This is a genomic window from Mucilaginibacter sp. (genome assembly GCF_041660805.1).
Classification (GTDB): Bacteria; Bacteroidota; Bacteroidia; order Sphingobacteriales; family Sphingobacteriaceae; genus Mucilaginibacter.
In genome coordinates, this window is sequence record NZ_JBAZVP010000030.1 from 38589 (window position 1) to 56699 (window position 18111).

Sequence of the window (18111 nt, forward strand, 5' to 3'; positions counted from 1 at the left end):
GTTGTTTTGTAGCCATTCATATGAGAATTTTTTTGCGGATAGTATTTGCGTTCTTTCTTGCATATCCTTTTATATCGTTTGCAGGTAACGATAGCTTATTGAACACTTTAAAAGCAGAAATAAACCGGAAGGATATTTATGAAAGTGAAAAGCAGGTACGGATACAAAAACTAAAGAAACTTCAGCATAAGCTTTCTAAAACTAATTATGCCGCCCAGTATGATGTGAGCTTAAAATTGTATGATGAGTATAAATCATATCAGTACGATTCGGCATATGTATATGTAAACAAGTTAAAAGACATCAGCGTAGGCATGAATGATATGTCGCGCGCATATTACAGCCAGATAAAGCTTGGTTTTATCCTGCTTTCGTCGGGCATGTTTAAGGAAACGTTTGATTGCATGGACAGGGTTAACCCCAAGCTGCTTAACGATTCCATGAAGGTGGAATATTATTTTATTATGTACCGCTGTAACAGCGACCTTGCAAAATATAACAGCGACAAATATTTCACACCAGATTATATCCGAAAAGGCAATCAGTATATAGATTCGGCCATAAAGCTAAGCAAGCCCGGCTCGGTAGATCACATCTATTATTCAGGATTAAAACATGTAGCAGCAAATGACAATATCAGCGGATCGCAGGAACTGAACAAGCTTATTACGACCGGTGCACCTATATCAATGCACTTACGCGCTATGATAACCTGTTCACTAGGGCAAATATATATTAACTCCAACCGGCAGGATGAGGGGATAAACCTGCTCATACAATCTGCAATAGCCGATATAAAATCATCCACAAAAGAAACCGTAGCCCTTTTTACACTTGCCGAGCAGTTGTACAAGAATGGAAATATTAGAGATGCCTACAATTTTATTCAGTTAGCCAAAGCTGATGCCGATTATTACGGTGCGCGGCAGCGTAAGATCCAGATAGGCGCTATATTACCCCTGGTTGCAGCAGAAGAGTTAAATCACTCCGAAAAGGAAAAACAGACCATTTTAATGTACCTGCTGGCTATAACCGGCCTTGCATCATTAGTAATATTGTTTTTAGTGATGATATATAAGCAGTTGGGTAAGCTTAAGCACAAAGAAAAGATAATTGAAGATAAGAACATCCAGCTAAAAGATATTAACTATAAACTGGTTGAAGACGCACATATTAAAGAAGAATACATAGGGCAGTTCTTTAAGATCATATCCGGATATATCCTTAAGCTGGAAAAGCTGAAAATGTCTGTTGATACCAAGTTATCTATCAAAAAGTATGATGATATCAGGCTCATCATTAATAATATAAATATTAAAAAAGAACGGGAGATCCTTTATTATAGCTTTGACCATATCTTCCTGAAAATATTTCCAAATTTTATACCTGTATTTAATTCGCTGTTTGAGGAGAAGGATCAGATATGGCCTCAGGAGCATGAAGTGCTGAATACCGACCTGCGCATATTCGCTTTAATAAGGATGGGGATAAATGATAACGAAACCATAGCCAAGATCTTAGAATATTCAGTAAATACCATCTACGTTTATAAGATGCGGATAAAAGCAAAATCTATAAATCCGGAGCAATTTGAGCAGCGGATAATGGATATTAAAGCCGTTGATTCAATAGCTTAAATTAAGTTAAGCAAAAACGCGTAAGCGGTACTTTAAAAACTATATTAGCCCTGTTTTAACCCTGATTTGTTTATATAAGTGTAAAAAATGATTATATTTTTTACTATATTTGATTTATCAACTATTTGATAATAAATGTTTTAACTTTTAAATTCTTTATAAATTTTTATAAATTAGGTAAACAAGTAGGGAATAACGTGCAGGACACACATCTTTGTATAGGTAAATAATATTTTAATAAGTTATTTGCCCGCTTTAATTGATATTAAGTGCCCAATAAGGGCTTTGATTATAAACCAAATAATACCGTTCGAGATTTTATTTTTTGTAGCTGATAGTGTTTAACATGCTTGAAGTTTTTTGGGTTGTTTTGCACTTGTGTTTTACAGGCCGGCTATGCAGTAAATGAAAACCATGTACTAAATTTTTATATAACCAATTTTTAATTAAACCACAAACTATGCAATTTAAACACTTACTCACATTATGTTTTTTTGCTTTAACCTGCTTGTTTATTGAGCCCGCGTTGGCGCAAAACAAGGTTATAACAGGTAAAGTGACCGACAAAAAGGACGGGTCGCCTCTAATAGGTGTATCTGTGGGTGCAGGCGCTGGAAGCGGCACATTAACAAGCGTTGATGGTACATTCCGTTTATCTGCACCGGCTAATACTACAAGCCTTACTTTCTCTTATTTGGGTTACAACAAATTAACAGTTAACCTTGATGGCAAAGTATCAGTTGGTGTTAGTATGGAAGCTACCAGTACAGCGCTGAACGAGGTAGTTGTAATAGGTTACGGTACCCAGCGTGTTAAAGACGCAACAGGTTCGGTAGCTTCAATAGGCACCAAAGATTTTAACAAGGGTGTTATTGCAACTCCGGAGCAATTATTACAGGGCCGTATTGCAGGTGTACAGGTTACTCCGGCAAGTGGCGAGCCAGGTGCTGGTGTTACAATCAACATTCGTGGTACCAGTTCATTACGTGCGGGTAACAACCCATTATACGTTGTGGATGGCGTGCCTTTGGATGGTGGCGGTACAGCAAGCGGTTTTGATAGCGGGGCAGGTATGTCAGCTGCCCGTAACCCTTTAGCATTTATTAACCCTGCTGATATCGAAAACATCAGTATATTAAAGGATGCATCATCTGCAGCAATCTACGGTTCACGTGGTGCTAACGGTGTTGTATTAATTACTACCCGTAAGGGCCGTAAAGGACAGGGCATACAGTTTTCTGCAACAACAAGCGTTGCAACTGCAGCTAAAAAATATGACCTGCTTGATCGTGACCAATTCTTAACAGCCGTTGCAGCTGTAGGTGCTGACGCCGCCGCTGTTGATTATGGCGGTAATACCGATTGGCAAAAGCAAATTTTAAGAAGCGCTGTGTCACAAGGCTATAACTTAGGCTTTGGTGGTGCAAATAACACAGGTAGCTACCGTGCTTCTGTTGGTTATGACGATCAGAATGGTATCGTTAAAAACACCAGCTTAAAACGTTTAACTGCACGTGTTAACGCATCTCAATCACTTTTTGGTGAAAGATTAAAATTTGATCTGCAATCATTATACTCTAACGTAAAAGATCAGTTTGCACAGATCACCAATAACGCCGGTTTTAACGGTAGCTTAATTGGTGCAGCAATACAATTAAACCCAACTGCACCTGTATATGATGCACAAGGCAGATTGTTTAACCTTAATGGTTACAATGCCGATGGTATACCAACAGGTAACAGTTTCCGTAACCCGGTTTCGTTGTTAAACCAAATTGATGACAAGGATAACATTAACCGTTACCTGAACAACTTAACAATGACCTTAAGGTTATTTGAAGGTTTATCTTACAAGGGGAGCTTTGGTGCCGATATATCAAGGGGCTTAAGGAAAACATTCTATGATCCTAAAGTAATTGGTTATACCGATGCAACAGGTATCCGTAACTTTAATATCCCTTCTGCAACTGGTAACGGCCGTGCTATTTACCAAAATACTGAACTTACAAACTATACTACAGAGCACACTTTAAATTACGACAAAAAGTGGAGCGATAACAGTTCATTAACTGCTTTGGCCGGTTATTCATACCAAACTTTTAAAAACTATAACCGTAACCAGGTTGGCTGGGGTACATCTACTGCGGGTGTGTTAGTAAAAGATATGAGCGATTTCCAAAACCAATTAGCTTATCCTATTGGTGATAGCAGCAGCTACAAATTGCAATCGTATTTTGCACGTGTTAACTACTCTTATAAAGATCGTTACATCTTAACAGGAACTATACGTAGAGACGGTTCATCACGTTTTGGTGCTAATAACAAATATGGTAACTTCCCTGCGGTAGCGGCTAAATGGCGCGTAAGCAACGAAGGCTTTATGCCTAAAGGCGGCTTATTTGATGATTTAAGCATCAGGTTAAATTATGGTCAAACAGGTAACCAGGAGTTCCCTTCATATGCATCTTTAGCATTAAGGCAGCTTAACTATGACGGTTCTGCAAATCCACCTTTAAATGCTGCGAATCCAGATCTGAAATGGCAAAAAGATGTTGCCTATGGTGCAGGTATCGATTTCACAATTCTTAAAGGCCGTTTAAGCGGTACTGTTGATTATTTTAATAAGAAAACAACAGACCTGTTATTCTTACAGGATATTGCACAACCGGCAGCAGATACAAGGGTTTGGGTTAACTTACCTGGTAACGTTAGAAATACAGGTGTTGAGGTTGGCTTAAATTTTGCAGCTGTACAGGGTACTAAATTTACCTGGGATGTTACTTATAACATGACGTTTACTAAAAACCGTATCGAGAACTTTGGTAACCGTAACGTAATTACCGGTAACATTGATGGCCAGGGCTTATCTGGTGCTTACGCACAGTTATTTGCTAATGGCTATCCACTTTTCACCTTCAACGTACCTAACTACGCTGGTTTAGATGCTAATGGTTTTGGTATATATCCACAAGGTATTGATGCTTCAACTATACAAGGAAGCCCTATCCCTAAGTTTAATGCTGGTTTAACCAACAACTTTACTTACGGTGCCTGGAACTTAAGCTTCTTCCTGAATGGTGCAACTGGTTTCTATATTTATAACAATACTGCAAATGCCTTCTTCTATAAAGGCAACCTTGTGAGCGGTCGTAACGTAACTAAAGAAGTTGCTGCAAGTAATGAAAACCCACTTAACTCTGGCGAGGTATCAACCCGTTTCTTAGAGAAAGGTGATTTCTTAAGATTGAGCAATGCAAACGTAGGTTATACATTCCCGCTTAAAGGCAGCAAAATTAAGTCGCTGCGTGTATCATTAACTGGTCAAAACATATTCCTGATTACAAATTACAGCGGTATTGATCCAGAAGTAAACACAGACAAACAAAGGAATGGTGTGCCATCAAGAGGTATTGATTATACATCTTACCCAAGCGCACGCACATTTACATTAGGTTTAAATGCAAGTTTCTAAAAAAAATATTAGTATGAAAAAAATAGCGACAAGAGCAGTTATTTGCAGTTTAGTTCTCCTTACTGCTGCAAGCTGTACAAAATTGAATGAAACAGTCTATGGATCTAAATCTGTAGACCAGGGAGGAACGGCTACACCTGCAGATTTAAATGGTGTGTACACGCAGTTATATGGTCAGGCAGATCAGGCAAACACTTATGCGTTACAAGAGCACCCAACAGATGAGATGATGGGCCCGACGCGTGGTACTGACTGGGGAGATTTTGGCACATGGCGTAAATTACACACGCACACATGGAATGCCTCACACAACCAGATCAATGATACCTGGGATCAGTTAAATATTGGTGTATTTCGTGCAAGCCAGGTTATTGCAAGGGCAACTGATGCAAAGATCAAAGCCGAAGCAAGTTTTTTACGCGCTTTCTTCATGTTCCAGGTAGTTGATCTATACGGTCAGCAACCATTCCGTGATCCATTGGCGCCAAACTCTGATGTTCCAAAAGTTATGACTCGCAGCGAGGCCACAGATTTTATCATTAAAGATCTTGAACTAGCTGAAGCTGGCTTAACTACATCTGCAAACATTGGTATTGCAAGCAAAGCGTCAGCACAAGCATTGTTAGCTAAAGTTTATTTGAACAGAGCCGTTTATAACGCAACAACAGTTGGCGGCCCGTTTACATTTGCTAAAGCTGATATGGATAAAGTAATTGAGTATGCTAACAAAATTACTGCTGCAGGTTATTCATTAGAGCCGGCTGGTAAGTACTTCCAGGATTTTGCCTGGGATAACACCACACAATCTCACGGTAACATCTTTGGTTTATACAACACAGCTACAAGCGCACCTGCATCGGCTAAAAACCGTTGGAGAATGGGCTTACACTACAACCAGACACCAGATGGCTGGAATGGTTTTACAACCCTTGCTGATTTTTACAAATCATTTGAACCAACAGATGAGCGCCGCGGCGTTGCATACCCGGGCTTAACCGATAAAATTGGTTTAAGAGCAGGTTTTGCAATTGGGCAGCAATTTGGCCCGGGTGGCGTAGCTTTAAAACAACGTGGCGGTAAACCACTTATCTTTACAGAAGACGTTAACTTAAACTTCTCTACAGAAGCACAAGGCATCAGGGTATTTAAATATTTCCCGCAACCATCAGCAAACAACACGGTTAATGATGATAACTCAGATAACGATTACGTATTTCTGCGTTATGCCGATGTTATGTTAGAAAAAGCTGAAGCAATTATGCGTGGCGGTACTGATCCATTGGGTCAATCTGCATTAACAATTGTAAATGCTATACGTACCCCACGTGGTGCAACTCCTGTAGCTTCTGTTACTCCAGTAATATTACTTGCAGAACGCGGACGTGAGTTATATTGGGAAGGTTGGAGAAGGAATGACCTTATTCGTTTTGAGAAGTTCAATGATCCGGTTGATCAGCGCCCTCTTGCAACTGATAAATCACGTACCCTGTATCCAATCCCACAACGTGCGGTTGATACCAACCCGAACTTAAAACAGAACCCTGGTTATTAATTAAAATAAAACCAGTGTTCAATTAGTATATTTGATATTAAACGTAGCGAAGAAATTCGCTACGTTTGTTTTTTCTGCACCTTTCAATGTTTAAAAAAATACCCCTTTTTTCTTTAATTATTTTTTTAGCCGGGATAGTATCCTGTAAAAAAGATAGCGTTAAAAATCCGCTCTTTTCCATACAAGCTAACAATGAGTTAGGCATCAACTTTACCAATAAACTAAATGAGCAAGACAAAACCAATGTATTTACATTTCGTAATTACTACAATGGCGGCGGTGTTGCTATAGGTGATATCAATAACGACGGGTTGAATGATATCTATCTAACATCAAACCAGGTAGGTAACCAGCTCTATCTAAATAAGGGCAACTGGAAATTTGATGATATTACCGATAAAGCAGGAGTAAAAGGTACCAAATATTGGAGCACCGGTGTTACCATGGTTGATATTAATGGAGATGGCTGGCTGGATATTTATGTTTGCCATAGCGGAAACATTATTGATAGAAAAGGCAATGAGCTTTTCATCAACCAAAAAAATGGCACTTTTAAGGAAGAGGCCGAAAAATATGGACTTGTTGACAACGGGCTATCAACACAATCAATATTTTTTGATTATGATAATGATGGCGACCTGGATTGTTTTATACTCAACAACTCCTTCAGGCCAATAGGTTCGTTTGATTTTAGCAAAAACCTGCGCTCGGTAGTTGATGAACTGGGCGGTGCACGTTTATACCGTAATGATGGCGGCCACTTTATAAATGTAACAAAAGAAGCAGGGATATTTTCAAGCGATATTGGCTTTGGCCTGGGCGTATCAGTGGCCGATGTTAATAATGATGGCTATCCTGATATTTATGTATCCAATGATTTTTTTGAGCGCGATTACTTATATATTAACCAAAAGAACGGAACTTTTAAAGAAGATATACAAGAGCAGACAGGGCACCTGAGCCTGGCGTCGATGGGATCAGACATTGCCGACATTAATAACGACGGGAACCTTGATATTTTTACTACTGAAATGCTGCCCGAGGGCGATAAACGTTTAAAGCAAATGACTTCGTTTGAATCATTTGACGTGATAAAGCTAAAACAGCACGATGGTTACTTTAACCAGTACATGCAAAACTGCCTGCAATTAAATAACGGCGATGGCACTTTCTCTGAAATAGCCTTTAATGCAGGTGTTAGCGCAACAGACTGGAGCTGGGGTGCGCTGTTTTTTGATATGGATAACGACGGCTGGAAAGATATTTTTGTATCTAACGGCATATATAAAGACCTTACCGACCAGGATTATATTGAATTTTTAGGCAACCGGGAAAACATGGAAAAGATTGCCGAGAAACGGAAATTCGATTATAAGAACTTTACAGACAAGATGGTTTCAACACCATTGGTAAACTACGCGTTCGCAAACAATCATGATCTTACCTTTACCAATAAAGTAAAAGAATTTGGGTTAGATCAGGCTTCGTTTAGTAACGGCGCAGCCTATGGCGACCTGGACGGTGACGGTGACAACGACCTTATTGTTAATAATGTTAACATGCCCTTATTTATTTATAAGAGTAATGCAGAAAAGCTGAACAATAACTACATCCAGCTGAAATTACAAGGCAACGGCCAAAACAAGTTTGGTGTTGGGGCTACCGTAAAAGCTTTTGCCAAAGGTGCATCATATGTGTACTACCACCAGCCTACACGCGGTTTTGAAAGCAGTACATCGCCAAACCTTATCACTATTGGGTTGGGTAAAGTAAAACAGGTAGATTCATTGCAGATCATTTGGCCGGGCGGTAAATACGAGGTAGCCAAAAAACTACCGGCAAATAAGGTTTACACCTATAAAATTGAGAATGCTAAACAAACATACAATTTTACCAAACTACCGGTTAAGCCTTTGTTTGTTGAAACAGCCAAAACCTTGTTTGACTCGGTACCAAAGCACACCGAAGATGGTTTTATAGATTTTGATAACGAGCGCCTGATGCTGCAAATGCTGTCAACAGATAATCCGTATATGGCTAAAGGCGATATCAATAAAGACGGCCTTACCGATTTTTACTTCGGAAACTCAAAGGATAGTCCGGCTGCTATCTACGTTCAGCAAAAGAACGGCAGGTTTAAACGATATATTCCAAAGGATCTGCAAGCACAAACTTATCTGGAGAACGCGGGTGCCGTATTTGGCGATTTTGACGGCGATGGCGACGAAGATTTGATAATAGGAGTTGGTGGTAATGAGAGTGAGGCTGGTACACCTATATATTTCTCCAGATTTTTTGAAAATGATGGTAAGGGCAACCTGCACCGTAACGCGCAAAAAGTAGTACACGCACCGGTAAATGCATCAGTTATAATTGCAAGCGATTATGATAAAGATGGCCACCTTGATTTGTTTGTTGGCGGGCGCAGTGTACCGGGTACCTATGGTGTTTCGCCAGAATCATATGTGATGCATAACGATGGTAAAGGCAACTTTACTGATGTATCAAAAGAAATTTTGGGTGATAATAAGCTGGGCATGGTAACAGCTGCTCAGTGGGCAGATATTGATAACAATGGCTATCCGGACCTTATTGTTGCAGGTAATTGGATGGGGATAAAAATATTTAAGAATAATAAAGGCAAGTTTATACAGGATAAGCAGCTGGATAACTACAAAGGGTGGTGGGGCAGCCTGCAAGTTGCAGATATAAATGGCGATGGTAAACTGGATATACTTGCGGGCAACATTGGCCTTAATTCAAAATTCAGGGCTACTGCTAATGAACCGATGAAGATCTACATTAAAGATTTTGACAACAATGGCACTAAAGAATGTGTTACATCAATGTACAAAACAGATCACATTCCCTATGTATTTCATATGAAGCCTGATCTGGTGGGCCAAATGCCGCTGCTTAAAAAGAGATATTTAAAATATACCGACTATGCAGGCAAACAATTTAGCGAGATCTTTAATGACGAGGCCTTGAAAGGTGCAGAAATGCATGAGATGAATTACCTGGCATCTGCCGTATTTATTAATGATGGCAGCAAGTTTACAATAAAGCCATTTCCTTACAATGCGCAGCTATCAAACGTAGGCACTATTTTGGTTGATGATATTGATAACAGTGGTGTGCCGGCAATAATGCTGGGTGGTAACTTTTATGGCCTTAAACCCGAAGTTGGCCGTTTAGATGCAAGTTACGGGCAAATTTATAAGTACACTAAAAATGGTTTTACGTATATTTCGCCTTCGAAAAGTGGAATAAAACTAACCGGGCAGGTCCGCTCTTCATTGATGATAAAAAACGGCCAGGGAGCAAAATATTATTTATTCGGTATTAATGATGACAAGCTTAAAGCTTACAAATTACGTTAGGCCAGGCATGCTGAAAGCTAATTTATACAAGTCATACACATTTGGTTGCCTGGTTGTTATAGCAGGGCTGTTTCTTTTAAGTTCATGCAAAACAAAAAATACGGGCGACGGTATTTTTAAATTGCTATCTGCTGAGAAAAGTCATGTTGATTTTGTAAATAAAAACCCCGAGTCTGACTCGGTGAATATATTGGACTACCTGTACTTTTACAATGGAGCAGGTTTGGCATCGGCAGATTTTAATAACGACGGGTTGGAAGATCTTTACTTTTCATCAAACCAGGGCTCTAATAAATTATACCTTAACAAAGGCGGCCTTAAGTTTGAAGATGTTACCGCCAAGGCTGGCTTAGCCGGTACCGGCAGCTGGAAAACCGGGGTAACCGTAGTAGATATTAACGGCGACGGATTAAAAGACATATATGTTTGCGTGGTTGCAAACTTCAAGAACTTCAAAGGCAAAAACCAGCTCTATATCAACAACGGCAACATGACCTTTACAGAGTCGGCTGCTAAGTATGGGTTAGATTTTTCGGGTTTCTCTACACAGGCATCTTTTTTTGATTATGATAAAGATGGCGATCTGGATATGTTCCTGCTTACCTCATCTGTTCACAGTAATGATACCTATGGCGATTCTACCCAGCGTTTTAAAGTTAGCCATGATGCAGGCGATCACCTGTATAGAAATGACGGTGGTAAATTTACCGATGTAACAGCAGGCTCGGGGATTTACTCGGCGCCAATAGGTTACGGTTTGGGTGTAAGCGTAGGCGATTTAAACAATGATGGCTGGGATGATATTTACGTTAGTAACGACTTTTTTGAGCAGGATTACTATTACATTAACCAGCAGAACGGCACTTTTAAAGAGGAATTAAAAAGCGCATTCGGGCATACCAGTTTATTCTCTATGGGTAATACCCTTAGCGATGTAAATAAAGATGGCCTTTTGGATGTGATAAGTACCGATATGCTGCCCGAAGAAATAAAGGCGCTAAAATCAACCATTAATGATGAGCCGCTTGATATTTATAACCAGGAAGTAAATGCCGGATACTATTATCAATACTCCAAAAATTCTCTGCAACTAAATGTAGCGAACGGTAAAAAGTTTGTTGATATCAGCCTCCACTCGGGGATGTCTGCAACAGATTGGACATGGTCGCCACTGGTGCAAGATTTTGATATGGACGGCCGCAAGGATATGTTTTTCTCCAACGGGATAAAAAAACGCCTGAATGATATGGATTATCTGAAGTATCTGGGTGACCCAAATACCATCAAAGACTTTAAAACAAGTCGTTTCTTTGATCGTGAAAAGATCAATTTAATGCCTAACGGCGATGTGCACAACTATCTTTACCGTGGTGGCGATGATTTAAAATTTAATGACATATCTGCCGGTAATGATATGGAGAAAGGATCTATTTCTGCTGGCGCGGTAGCTGTAGACCTGGATAATGATGGAGACTTAGAGCTGATCACCAATAACATGGATGAGCCGGCCTACATCTATCAAAACATGACGATGGAAAAAAGCAAGGATAAAAAGCCCGCTTTCCTGAGTTTGAGTGTAAAATATACCAAAGGGAATACGGAAGGTATCGGCACAAAATTGTTCATGCGGTCGCAAAAACAGGTAGATCATCAGGAGATACAAACCAGCACAGCATATGAAAGCACACAGGGTAATAACTTGCTGTTCACTTTTTTACCGGGCGATAAACCGGTTGAACTAATGGTGCTCTGGCCCGATAATTCATACCAGGTAATTAAAAACTTTAGTTTGAATAAAAAGTCGGTTATTGTTTACAACAAAGCGCAAACACAAACCACTGCAGATGTTACCGGCTTAATAAAAAGCTACATAAGTGCCGAAAAGCAGTTTAACAGCGTCCCTGTAAAAGCCAATATACTGGCTACTTTGCAAACCTTTGAAACCCCCGACTTTAATTATTATAACTTATTGCCGCATACCTATTTGCCGCATACCTCGGCTATAGCTGTTGCCGACGCTAATAAGGACGGCATGGATGACATTTATGTAGGCGGCATTGCAGGCGAAGAAAAGTATATTTTAACCGGATCAAAAAGTGGTGCATTCAATAAGGTAGCCGTAAAAGGCTTTGAAGCATTTAAAGAATACGGCGATACCGAAGCCCAATGGACTGATGTAAACAACGATGGCTTGCCAGACCTCGTGGTGCTAAGCGCCAACCATCCTTTTATAGAAGTTGGCAAGCGCATACCGCCGCGTTTATACATCAACAAAGGTAATTTTCAGTTTGAGTATAAGGCCTTGCCAATGGTTGCAGACCTGGTAAATAAAATATTTGTTTATGACTTTGACGGTGATGGATTAAAAGATATTTTCCTGAACAGCAGCATATCGTTTACCAACTATACCGCACCTGCAGCATCTGTAGTGCTGCTGAATAAAAAGGATGGCAACTTTATTATTGCCCCTAAAAGTCAATTTGCCCAATTAACCGGCATACAGTTCATGACAAGTATAACGGCAAGTGATATTGACCATAATGGCACCGATGATATTATCGTATCTGCCGAATGGCAGCCGGTACAGATCTTCCTGAATAAGAATAAAAAACTTGTAAAATTCTCATCGCCATTGTTAGATAACGCAAAGGGTTGGTGGCAGTCGGCAATAGTTACCGATATAAACAATGATGGTAAAGCCGATCTTATTGCAGGTAACTGGGGCGAGAACAATAAATATAATGTAACCGGCACACAACCATTATACGCGTATAACAGTGATATGGATAATGATGGCAAGAATGATTTAGTGCTATCTTATTTCTACAAAGGGAAATACTACCCGTTCCGCCCTAAAAATGACCTGGAGCAGGAGTTGCCCTACCTTAAAAAGGAGTGGTTAAGTTTCCAGAAAATGGCCGACAAAACCACCGAAGAAATATTTAAAGACAAGTTGAGCGACAGTGGCCGTTTAGTTGCCAACCAGTTTAGGAGTGTTTTTATAAGTGATGTATTGCATGCAACAGCTGTTACAGAACTGCCTTATTTATACCAACAGGCACCAATACGATCAATAACCCCGCTAAATAATAAAGAGGGTGATATTTTGTTGAATGGCAACTTTTGGGGCGTTGTGCCTTACGAAGGTAAATATGATGCACTGGGCTTGGTAACCACCCATTATGATAACCGCACAAGGCAAATGGCTATGCCCGAATATTGGATAAATCCGCTACTGAACTTTCAGGAGGTAAACGGTATCCATCAAATTAAAACGGCTAAGGGCACGGGCTTTATAACAACAACGCATGAGGGTAAACTGGTGCTGATAACCAAATAGACCAGCCTTAAAAAACTGGCCAATAAATTCTGGTAACCCATTTGGCCGTATCTTTTTCTGCAAGCCGGTTGGTGATTATCTGTTCATAAGGCATTGCCGGAGATATTAACCCATGATCTTTTTGATAATTCTTTAGCTGAATAAAGGCACCACTAATAGTATTTGGGCCGCCTTTTACATCTGCCTCCAGTACATTACCACCTTTAACCATTTCATTTAACTTAGTACCAGCACCTGGTATAATAGCTTTATTTATAGGTAAAGCAACCCTTACCTCATACTCATTATCATCGGTTTGGTTAACATTAAGCATTGGGCTACCAAGTTCTTTGGCCCCCTGTGATGCTATTTGTTTGTGTAAATTTTCTATCAAGCCATAAACCGTTTCCATAGCCGGATAAGTTTTGGTGGTAGTAGAGGTAGTTATCAGCAAAGGGTTGGTTATCTTCTTAATTTTGAAAGAAAGGCCATAAACATTTACATCCTTTTGTATAAACTGTTTAAAGTAACCCAGAATGGTGTTCATGTCTTTTTGTGTATTTTTTATCCCTATAAAGTCAGCTATCCGTTCAAAGGGATTGGTGCTGCTTTGTTTTGAGGCATACCAGGTTACATCGGTAGCACCGTCATCGGTTGCCAGGTAAGTAATATGGCTATCTAATACATCGTCGCCCTTTTTAACCTGTACCTGTATATCGCTGTTTGTGCTTTTTTGCAGGGTATAAGTGGTACCATTATGCGTATATACTGTACTATCGGTACCGGTATGTTCACCTGGCCACCATTTTTTCCATGATCCGGGTTTAATAATAAATTTAAACACATTAACATCGGTAACATCAACATGAGCAACGCTTTTAGCGGTGATGTGCTGAGGGATAATAAAGTAGATACTTATAAAGGCCAGTAACAGTAACCCCAATACAAAGAGAGCCGGTTTTTTCATAAAAAATCAATCAGAAACAAAGCAAAATTTAAAAAGTATAATTGCTTTTTTGCATTGCAAAAGTAATTAAATAAGGCAGTTAAAATCAAACAGTTTTTATACCTGTCAATTTGCATAAAAACCTTATATTAGCCTGCAAACAAAGAAAAGAGCCAATATAATCCTTATCCAATTGTAAGGGATTTTCTTAAACCAATTAATTGCTATGAACCGTTTCCTGTTTTTAATTGCAGGTGTAATATTAATATTTGCATCCTGTAAAAAAGCCGACTATCAGAAAGTTACCCACGACCCTGAATTATACCGTACTACCGTAAAAAAGTTGAATGATATTGTGTTAGAAAATAACTTTCCACCGGTTATAGCTTCGCGTAACTACGTTTATGCCAACATTGCCGCTTATGAAGTTATTGCCGCCGGCGATCCTAAACATTACCGCTCATTAGCCGGGCAAATAAAACATCTTACCGCTATACCAAAACCTGCAAAGGATAAGGAAATAGATTTTCAATTTGCCTCATTATTGTCTTTCTGTTTTGTAGGTAACGCGGTTACTTTCCCCGAGGGGAGTATGGCAATTTATGTAGATGAATTAAAGCAGAAAGCAAAAGATGCCGGTATGCCGTCTGATGTTTTTAAAAACTCTGTTGCTTATTCAGATTCTGTTGCCAAACACATTATGGCATGGAGCAAGAAAGACAATTACGCGCAAACCCGCAGCGCAAGTAAATATACCGTAAACCGTAAGGATGGCCGCTGGATACCAACCCCGCCTATGTATGCACAGGCGCTTGAGCCACACTGGGGCGAGATAAGGCCTATGGTTTTAGATTCAGCATCGCAGGTGCCGGCACCCGAACCGCCGCCTTATAACATGACGGATAAGAATAGCACCTTTTACAAAGCTGTAATAGAGGTTAAAAACATAGGCGACAGCCTGAATAAGGAACAGCGCCACATGGCCGACTTTTGGGATGATAATGCCTTTAAGCTGAATGTGATAGGCCACGCTTCATTTGCTACCAAAAAATTTGGGCCCGCAGGCCACTGGATGAATATTGCCGGTATTGGGTCAAAAATCAAAAACTCTGATTTTAATACTACTGTAGCCGCGTATACCCAGTCGTCAATTGCTTTGTTTGATGCTTTTATAAATTGCTGGTACGTAAAATATAAAGCCAACAGCGTTCGCCCGGAAACAGTAATTACCAAACTGCTTAACCCTGATTGGAGGCCATATATTCAAACACCTCCGTTCCCCGAATACATTAGCGGGCACGCCGTTATATCGGCCGCCGCCGCCGAGGTGCTTACCCATAATTTTGGCGATAATTTGGGCTATACCGATTCATCAGAATCTGAATTTGGTATTGCGCCGCGTACTTTCCAGTCATTCAGGGCCGCTGCACAAGAAGCCTCCTTATCGCGTGTTTATGGTGGCATCCATTATAAACATGCCTGTGTAGTAGGTAATATGATGGGGCGTAAAATAGGCCGGCTGGTAAACGAAAAATTGCAATTAAAGATCAAATAAAGACGTTTTACATGAGAAGAATTCTATCTGCTGTAACAATAATTATTCTGTTTGCTACTATGCAACTTTCAGCGCAAAATATTAGTCCGTGGGTAATAAAGGCTGATAAAATAGACCCTAACAACTACTATGGCATTACCGTGGCCAACGGAATGATAGGGATTGTATCATCGCCGGAGCCTTTTAAAGTGAAGAATGTGGTACTTGCCGGTGCTTATGACTTGTATGGCCGCGGCCGTGTGAGCAATTTTTTGAACAGCTTTAACCTGCTTAACATGTACCTTGAGGTTGATGGTAAACGCCTTGATGCCAAAATGGTAAGCAACTTTAAACAAGAGCTGGATATGCATCACGCCGCTTTTACCACCACGTTTGATTATGGCGATAAAGCCAGCATTAGCTACACTTATTACTCGCTGCGCCAACTGCCTTTTACTGTGCTGATGGATGTGGCAATAACCGCAAAAAAGGCCATCAATATTACTGCTGCCAGCGTGATGGAAGCACCGGATGCTTTAAAGCAGGTAGAGAATTATTATAACGAAATTGACAGGCCGCATGTAACCATCAGCCTGTTAACATCAACAGCAAAAAGCCCTACAGGTAAATTGCAGCTTTGCGCCTCCACTTCGTTTTTGTTTAATGAGGAGCACGGCAAAGAGCCGCGTGTTATTCACGAAATGTGGGATAACAATATGCACCTGATGAAATTTAGCCGTACCATTAATGCCGGGCAAACTTACAAATATGGCGTAACGGGTTCGTCAATTACATCCGCGCACCACGCCGACCCGCTGAATGAGGCCGAGCGCTTAACCATTTTTGCCAAGCTGGAAGGCCGCGAACGCCTGATACAGTTTCATAACAAAGCATGGGATGATCTTTGGAAAAGCGATATCCAGATTGAAGGCGACGAACAGGCACAGCAGGATGTACATAGCATGCTGTATCACTTGTATTCGTTCTCACGCGAGGGAACGGCATTATCGCCATCACCAATGGGGCTATCAGGCTTAGGCTACAACGGGCACGTGTTTTGGGATACCGATGTTTGGATGTACCCTGCCATGCTGGTGCTGCATCCCGAGATTGCCAAATCAATGGTTGAATACCGTTTTGAACGATTGGAAAACGCCCGTAAAAACGCATTCTCGCACGGCTACAAAGGGGCAATGTTTCCCTGGGAAAGTGCAGACAGCGGGGTAGAAGAAACACCTGTTTGGGCATTAAGTGGCCCGTTTGAGCACCATATTAGCGCTTGTGTGGCCCTGGCTGCATGGAACTATTACTGTGTAACACAGGATAAGGAATGGCTGCGCGAAAAAGGCTGGCCGTTGCTATCTGCCACTGCCGATTTTTGGGCAAGCCGGGTAGAACGTAACGGTGTTGGTCATTATGATATCAAGAACGTAGTAGCCGCTGATGAGTGGGCCGAGAACATTGATAACAACGCGTTCACTAACGCTGCTGCACAGGCCAATTTGCTAAACGCTACTGCCGCGGCCAAAATATTAGGTATAAAAGCCGACCCGGATTGGGCACATGTTGCAAAAAATATTCCTATCCTTAAAATGGCCGATGGTGTAACCAGCGAGTTTGCTACCTACAAAGGCGAAGGCATTAAACAAGCCGATGTTAACTTGTTAGCCTATCCGCTAAAAACCATAACCGACCCGGCCCAGATCAAAAAAGACCTGGAATATTATGAAACCCGTGTACCAAATGAAGGTACCCCAGCCATGACGCAGGGTGTATTTGCTTTATTATACGCCCGTTTAGGCAATGGTGAAAAAGCTTATCACTGGTTTAAAGATGCCTACGAGCCCAACCTTAACCCGCCGTTCCGTGTAATTGCGGAAACCAAGGGAGGGACTAACCCATATTTTGCAACAGGCGCAGGCGGTATTATTCAGGCTATGCTAATGGGCTTTGGTGGTTTGGATATTACCCCAGCGGGCATAGTCCAGATCAAAAGTAAGCTGCCATCCAACTGGAAATCACTTAAAATTACAGGGGTAGGAGTTAATAAGGTTACTTATACAGTGAAGTAGGTTCTTTATCCATATTGATATATACATGTAGAGACGCAATATTTTGCGTCTCTTTTTATTTGTGCATGGCGCGTTAGGGATTTCTATGGCATAATCAAGAAAAAGTGAAAAGATATTCTTTGATAAAAGGGCTGTTTCTTTTGACCACAGATAAAGCTAAAGCAAGTAATTTGTTCCTGACAGCGTTAATGACAGA

Annotated in this window: 8 protein-coding genes; 7 read left to right on the forward strand and 1 reads right to left on the reverse strand. The window is 40.6% G+C overall.

Features of this window, described 5'->3' with window-relative positions; genetic code table 11:
- The first annotated feature begins 20 nt into the window (after positions 1-20).
- The 5 genes from WC743_RS23590 to WC743_RS23610 all read left to right on the forward strand — a co-directional run bounded on the left by WC743_RS23590 (position 21) and on the right by WC743_RS23610 (position 13384).
- Positions 21-1637 (forward strand): DUF6377 domain-containing protein, encoded by a 1617-nt coding sequence (locus WC743_RS23590; RefSeq protein WP_373016018.1) that lies wholly within the window; start codon positions 21-23, stop codon positions 1635-1637.
- Between the two features lie 460 nt (positions 1638-2097).
- Positions 2098-5109, forward strand: a complete 3012-nt coding sequence (locus WC743_RS23595; protein WP_373016019.1) for a SusC/RagA family TonB-linked outer membrane protein — start codon at positions 2098-2100, stop codon at positions 5107-5109.
- A gap of 13 nt (positions 5110-5122) precedes the next feature.
- Complete coding sequence (locus tag WC743_RS23600; RefSeq protein WP_373016020.1) at positions 5123-6661, forward strand: RagB/SusD family nutrient uptake outer membrane protein; 1539 nt, start codon at positions 5123-5125, stop codon at positions 6659-6661.
- A gap of 86 nt (positions 6662-6747) precedes the next feature.
- Entirely contained in the window at positions 6748-10044 is a 3297-nt protein-coding gene (locus tag WC743_RS23605) for an FG-GAP-like repeat-containing protein (protein WP_373016021.1), read from the forward strand.
- Positions 10010-13384 (forward strand): FG-GAP repeat domain-containing protein, encoded by a 3375-nt coding sequence (locus WC743_RS23610; RefSeq protein ID WP_373016022.1) that lies wholly within the window; start codon positions 10010-10012, stop codon positions 13382-13384. Before WC743_RS23605 ends, WC743_RS23610 begins: the two co-directional genes overlap by 35 nt.
- Before the next feature lie 7 nt (positions 13385-13391).
- Here the strand turns inward: WC743_RS23610 and WC743_RS23615 are convergent, their stop codons facing one another.
- A complete protein-coding gene (locus WC743_RS23615; protein ID WP_373016023.1) occupies positions 13392-14330 on the reverse strand; it encodes a hypothetical protein in 939 nt (312 codons plus the stop codon).
- A gap of 205 nt (positions 14331-14535) precedes the next feature.
- Here WC743_RS23615 and WC743_RS23620 point away from each other — a divergent pair, with 205 nt between their 5' ends.
- Positions 14536-15864 carry a vanadium-dependent haloperoxidase gene (locus WC743_RS23620; RefSeq protein ID WP_373016024.1) on the forward strand — a complete coding sequence of 443 codons (1329 nt, stop codon included), beginning with the start codon at positions 14536-14538 and terminating at the stop codon, positions 15862-15864.
- An 11-nt stretch (positions 15865-15875) separates the two neighbouring features.
- Positions 15876-17915 (forward strand): glycoside hydrolase family 65 protein, encoded by a 2040-nt coding sequence (locus WC743_RS23625; RefSeq protein ID WP_373016025.1) that lies wholly within the window; start codon positions 15876-15878, stop codon positions 17913-17915.
- The last annotated feature ends 196 nt before the right edge of the window (positions 17916-18111 follow it).